Raw genomic sequence first — 6,279 nt, 5'->3', positions numbered from 1 at the left:
TAGCGGCGCAGGCGCAGGGGCACATCGAGGTCGTGCATGGCCAGCGCGCGCTGCAGCTCGGCCGCATCTTCGATGGCCATGCCGGCGCCCTGCGCCAGATACGGGCGCATGGGGTGGGCGGCATCGCCCAGCAAGGCAACCACGCCCTGGGCCATCTCGGCCGGGCCGCGCACGGGGGGGCGGTCGCACAGGGGCCACAGGCGCCAGCCGCTGCCGGCATCGACGACGCCACGCACCGCTTGCTGCAGCGCCGTGCAGGTGCCTGCAAGGGCCGCCTCCAGATCGGCACCGTTGGCCGCGTGGTCCCAGTTTTCCAGATCCTGCGGCGCGGGGCCCTGCACGATGACCACGAGGTTCTGCAGCTCGCCCCGGCGCACCGGGTACTGCACTACATGCAGGCGCGGCCCCAGCCAGGCCGTGACTTCGGTGGTGCGCAGTGCCTGCGGCAGCGCATCCTGCGGCACCCAGGGCACGGTAGGCCAGATGCCCCGTCACACGCGGGCGCTGCGCGCCGAGCAGCTGGGTGCGGGTGCGGCTCCACAGGCCATCGGCCCCGATCAGCGCGTCGCCCTCCACTTCCTTGCCGCGGCTGGTGCGCACCGTAACCACGCCGTCGGCATCGGTGAAGCGGTCGATGGCGTGGTCGAGATGGAATTGCGTGTCGGTGTACTTGCCGACGGCCGCCAGCAGCAGGCCATGCAGATCGGCGCGGTGGATGGTGGCGTACGCCGCACCGTAGCGCTCGACGGTGGTGGTGCCCAGGGGCATCATGGCCAGCTGCTGGCCCGTGAGGGCACTGCGCACCTGCAGCCGCCCCGGAAATGCCGCCACGTCCTGCAGCGCACGCTGCAGGCCCCAGGCCTGCAGGCGGCGCACCACGTTGGGCCCGAGCTGCACCCCTGCGCCCACCTCGCTGAATGCCGCAGCGCGCTCATACAGACGCACTTCCCACCCCGCGCGCGAGGCCCCCAGGGCCGCAGCCAAACCACCAATGCCGCCGCCTGCAATCAACACCTGTTTTCTCATGCCCGCATTGTGCCGCGCAGCGCAGGCAGGGAGCCGGGCCGTACACAAGGCGCCCGCCAGAGGCGCCCGGTCTGGCTTGCTTGCTACTTGGTCTGGTCTGGTCTGGTCTGGTCTGGTCTGGTCTGGTCTGGCAAAGGTACGCAAAATGCGCAGAGCGTCGCCCGCTTGGCGGCGATCAGCCTCTTTCTAGCGCAGCGGGTAGTGGCTCCGAAGCGCTTTCACGCCGTCGGATCGACCCCCGCATCTCCTCCCGCTCACCGTCCATGGGGCCTGCTTTCCAACCCGCACGCCCAGCCCGCCGGCGGAAGACGCAGCGGTGCCTGGCGGGCCGGCCCACGAAGTGGATGCAGCCCCCCTTCCGGGCGAACGCACGGGGCGCGCCAGCCGCCGCGCGCAGGCCCGCGCCAGCGCAGCCTCAGCCCGCCAGCAACTGGCGCAGCACGAACGGAAGAATGCCGCCGGCCTGGTAGTAGTCCACTTCGATGGGGGTATCGATGCGCAGCGTGACCACCACTTCCTGGCGGGAGCCATCGGCGCGGTGGATGACCAGCGTGGCGTCACTCTGGGGAGCCAGGGCGGGATCAGGCAGCACGTCGATCACCTCGCTGCCCGTGAGGCCCAGCGACTGCCATGAATCGTCGCCCTTGAACTGCAGCGGCAGCACGCCCATGCCCACAAGATTGGAGCGGTGGATGCGCTCGAAACTGCGCGCCACCACGGCCTTGATGCCCAGGAGCTGCGTGCCCTTGGCGGCCCAGTCGCGGCTCGAGCCGGTGCCGTATTCCTCGCCGGCGAACACCACGGTGGGCGTGTTCCGCGCCATGTACTGCATGGCCGCGTCGAAGATGAACATCTTCTCGCCCTGCAGCGGCCCCTCGTTCTGGAACACCGTGACGCCGCCCTCCTCGCGCGAGCCGTCCGCCGTGGGCGGAATCATGAGGTTCTTGATGCGCACGTTGGCGAAAGTGCCGCGCATCATCACGTCGTGGTTGCCCCGGCGCGCGCCGTAGCTGTTGAAGTCAACCTTCTGCACGCCGTGCTGCACCAGCCACTGCCCGGCGGGCGAGCTGGCCTTGATGGAGCCGGCGGGCGAGATGTGGTCGGTGGTGATGGAGTCGCCAAACAGCGCCATGATGCGCGCCCCGAGCACGGAGGGAAGTTTCACCTCATTCACGCCTGCAGCGCCCGTTTCTTCTACGCCAGCAGCTACATTTTCAAGAGCAAAATGCGCAAAGAAGGGCGGCTCGGCGATGTAGGTGCTGGCGGGCCAGGCGTAGGTGGTGCCGCTGCCGCCCTTGATCTGGCCCCAGAGCTTGCCGGGGTCGCTGGCCACCTTGGCGTAGTTCTCGCGGAAGGCCTTGCCGTTCATGGCGAACTTCATGAGCTGGTGCACTTCCTCGCTGCTGGGCCAGATATCGCCCAGGTAGATGTCCTTGCCGCCCCGGCCCTTGCCCACCGGCTCGGTCATGAGGTCCTTGAGCACGGTGCCGGCAATGGCGTAGGCCACCACCAAGGGCGGGCTGGCCAGGAAGTTGGCCTTGAGGTTGGGATGGATGCGCGCCTCGAAGTTGCGGTTGCCCGACAGCACGGCGGCGCACACCAGGTCGTTGCTGGTGATGACCTCGTTGAGTTCGGGCGTGAGGTCACCGGCGTTGCCGATGCAGGTGGTGCAGCCATAGCCCGCCAGCGCAAAACCGAGCTTTTCAAGGTAGGGCAGCAGGCCTGTCTGCGTGAGGTATTCGGTGACGATGCGCGAGCCAGGGGCCAGCGACGTCTTGATGTGCGGCTTCACCTTGAGGCCCGCCTCCACGGCCTTCTTGGCCAGCAGGCCAGCGGCGAGCAACACGCTCGGGTTGCTGGTGTTGGTGCAACTGGTGATGGCGGCGATCAGCACATCGCCATTGCCCACGGTGACGTCACCGGTACGGCTGGCCTGCTGTGCCGGCACTTCGGCGTGCGCGGCGGCAAGCGTGGACCTGTTCTGCTCCATCTCCACGAGAAAGCGGGGGCCGCCCGCCGGCGCGGACTTCTCGGCCGGCGCCTCCACATGCACGGCCGCATCGGCCGGCCGCACATGGTGGCGCGTGTGCAGCAGCTCGGCCGGGCGGTTGAAGCCGTTTTGCGCGTTGGCCATGCTGAACAGGTCGGCAAACTGGCTGCTGACCTTGCCCAGCTCGATGCGGTCCTGCGGGCGCTTGGGGCCCGCGAGGCTGGGGGTGACGCTGCCGAGGTCCAGCTTCACCACCTGCGAGTAGTCCACCTCGCCGGCCAGCGGCACGCCAAACAGGCCCTGCGCCTTGAAGTAGGCCTCGAAGGCCTCGATCTCGCCCTTGGTGCGGCCCGTGCCCTTGAAGTAGTCGATGGTTTTTTCATCGACCGGGAAGAAGCCCATGGTGGCCCCGTATTCGGGCGCCATGTTGCCGATGGTGGCACGGTCGGGCAGCGCCAGCGTGCGCGTGCCTTCGCCAAAGAATTCCACGAACTTGCCCACCACCTTGTGCTGGCGCAGCAGCTCGGTCACGGTGAGCACCAGGTCGGTGGCCGTGACGCCTTCGCGCAGCTGGCCGGTGAGTTCCATGCCCACCACATCGGGCGTGAGGAAGTACACAGGCTGGCCGAGCATGGCGGCTTCGGCCTCGATGCCGCCCACGCCCCAGCCCACCACGCCGATGCCGTTGATCATGGTGGTGTGGCTGTCGGTGCCCACCAGGGTATCGGGGTAGTACACACCACCCTTGGTCTTGTGCACGCCGCGCGCCAGGTATTCGAGGTTCACCTGGTGCACGATGCCGAAGCCTGGGGGCACCACGCCAAAGGTGTCGAAGGCCTGCATGCCCCACTTCATGAACTCATAGCGCTCGCGATTGCGCTGGAATTCGAGCTTCATGTTGAGGTCGAGCGAATTCTTCTTGCCGTAGTAGTCGACCATGATGGAGTGGTCCACCACCAGGTCCACCGGCACCAGCGGTTCGATCTTCTTGGGGTTCTTGCCCAGGCGCGCAGCCACGCTGCGCATGGCGGCCAGGTCGGCCAGCAGCGGCACGCCGGTGAAGTCCTGCAGCACGACGCGCGAGACGACGAACGGAATCTCGTCCTTGCGCTCGGCCTGGGGCATCCACTGCGCCAACTGGCGCACATGCTCTTGCGTGACCTTGCGGCCATCGCAGTTGCGCAACACCGATTCGAGCACGATGCGGATCGACACGGGCAGGCGGCTGACCTGAGGGAACTGCCGCGCCAGAGCAGGCAGCGAATAGAACTGGCCCGACTTGCCGGACGCTGTCTTGAAACTCTTGAGCGTGCCGGCAAAAGCGTGGCGAACGGGCTGGGACGAGGCCATGGCGAACTCCTGTGGGGATGACAAGGTCTATTCTGGCAGCCCCGTGTGGCGGCGCAACGGTGGGGGTATGCCGCAGGCCGCCGTCGCCACCGACCGGGGCGTGCGCACACTGGGCGACGAGGGTCTGCCAGCTTGCCATCGGCGGCACCGTTTGATGCAGAAATGCGCTGCAGCGCTCATTCATGCTGCCAATCATGCTATATATAAAATAGCAATCACCATGGCATGTGGCTTGCTTCCGCCGTGCTGCAATGTTCGGGCGGCTTTGCACAGCGCAACATCCCTGCGCTGGGGCACCGGCCTGCAGAGGCCGCAACTTCTAACGCCTGTGTTCCGAAGCCACCGCCCGTCCTCACGCAGCGCAGTGCCGCCGGGGCGGGCGGGGTGCACCACGCCGCTGCGATGCCGATCAGGCTTTGTCACGAGTTAACCCAAGCCATCACCCACCGTGGGCGCAGCCGCCAACGCGCTCGCGCCAACTCAGGCGGCAGCCATGCCCGTGGGGCGCCGCGCGGCCCACCATTGCAGCTCGGCCAGGCCCGCCACCGCCACGGCGTGGACGAGAAGGTAGCCCTGCCCCAGCAAGGTCGGCGCAAGCAGGGGCCCGGCCCAGAGCGCCAGGCTGGCCGCCGCCCACAGCACATTTCCGCCTACCAGGCACCACAGCAGCCCGCGCGGCAGGGGCTGCCCCCGGGCAATGGTGATCGCCAGCCCGGCAAATCCCAGCAGCAGCAGGCCCGAAGCCTGCAGCAGCGCTGCAGGCAAGCCGAACCAGACCGCCAGACGATCTGGCAGCGCCAGATGCAGGGTGCCCAGCAAAAGGCCCGTGGCGGCGTCCAGCCACACCATCGAACGCAAGAACCGGGGAGAAGACAGATTGAGCATCACAGACTCCTTGGGTTGAAAGAGCCTGCATCGTGGCCGCCACGGTGCAGCGCGTCGATGACCTGCCAGGTAATGGCGCACGCCTGCATTGCACCTAGGATGACGGCATGACCGCCACCTCCTCGCACCGCCGCCCACCGCGCCCCACGCTGCCCCACCGAACGGGCGTTGCCGCGCCCTCATCGTTCGGTGAACACCTGCGCACCTGGCGCCAGCAACGCCACCTGAGCCAGCTCGATCTGGCCCACGAGGCCGACATTTCCACCCGGCACGTGAGCTTCATGGAAACAGGGCGCACCAACCCGAGCCGCGACATGGTGCTGCGCCTGTGTGATCGCCTCTGCATCCCGCTGCGTGAGCGCAATGCCCTGCTGATGGCGGCCGGCTACGCGCCCATGTACCGCGAGCGGGCGCTGGACGACCCGGCCCTGGCAGCGGCACGCCAGGCGGTCGCCCTGGTTCTGAAGGGGCACGAGCCCTGGCCGGCCCTGGCACTCGACCGGCAGTGGAACGTGGTGCTGGCCAACGACGCCGCCCAGGCGCTGCTGGCTCGCCAGGTGCCCCCCGACATGCTTGCCACGCCCCTGAATGTGCTGCGGCTGAGCCTGCACCCTCGCGGCCTTGCGCCGCTCATTGTCAACCTGGCGCAATGGCGCGCCCACCTGTTGGAACGCCTGCACCACCAAATCCAGGCCACGGCCGACCCGGCGCTGCAGGCTTTGCAAGCCGAACTGGCGCAATATCCCGCGCCAGCGTACCCGTCTTCGCCGGTTCTTGACGGCGAAATGCCCGGGGTGGTAATTCCCTTGCGCCTGCAAACCGATTTGGGTGTGCTCTCATTCATCAGCACCACCACGATATTCGGCACGCCGGTCGATGTCACACTGCAGGAGCTGGCGGTGGAATCGTTCTTCCCGGCCGATGAGTTCACCAGCACGGCATTGCGGGAGGCGGCTCCACCACCAACGCATTGGCCTTTGCCCATACCCATGGGCACGAAAGGGTAAAACAGCCATAAAAAANANANA

General features: G+C 67.5%; 3 protein-coding genes and 1 pseudogene. 1 reads left to right on the top strand and 3 read right to left on the bottom strand.

From position 1 onward, the window contains the following. The 3 genes and pseudogenes from ACDELDRAFT_RS17765 to ACDELDRAFT_RS17755 all read right to left on the bottom strand — a co-directional run. Window positions 1–1,026: pseudogene (locus ACDELDRAFT_RS17765) on the bottom strand (FAD-dependent monooxygenase); the annotation flags it as partial. Between the two features lie 415 nt (window positions 1,027–1,441). Next, window positions 1,442–4,366: an aconitate hydratase gene (locus ACDELDRAFT_RS17760; RefSeq protein ID WP_005799364.1), complete on the bottom strand. Its 2,925-nt coding sequence runs from the start codon at window positions 4,364–4,366 to the stop codon at window positions 1,442–1,444. Between the two features lie 480 nt (window positions 4,367–4,846). Further along, window positions 4,847–5,251, bottom strand: coding sequence for a hypothetical protein (locus tag ACDELDRAFT_RS17755; protein ID WP_005799363.1), 405 nt, complete (start codon window positions 5,249–5,251; stop codon window positions 4,847–4,849). 107 nt (window positions 5,252–5,358) lie between these two features. Between ACDELDRAFT_RS17755 and ACDELDRAFT_RS17750 the strand changes: the two genes are divergently transcribed. Beyond that, complete coding sequence (locus ACDELDRAFT_RS17750) at window positions 5,359–6,258, top strand: helix-turn-helix domain-containing protein (RefSeq protein WP_005799361.1); 900 nt, start codon at window positions 5,359–5,361, stop codon at window positions 6,256–6,258. Window positions 6,259–6,279 lie beyond the last annotated feature (21 nt).

This window comes from Acidovorax delafieldii 2AN (assembly GCF_000175235.1).
In the GTDB taxonomy this organism is placed as follows: Bacteria; Pseudomonadota; Gammaproteobacteria; order Burkholderiales; family Burkholderiaceae_C; genus Acidovorax; species Acidovorax delafieldii_B.
This window is presented reverse-complemented; position numbering and strand designations above follow the sequence as displayed.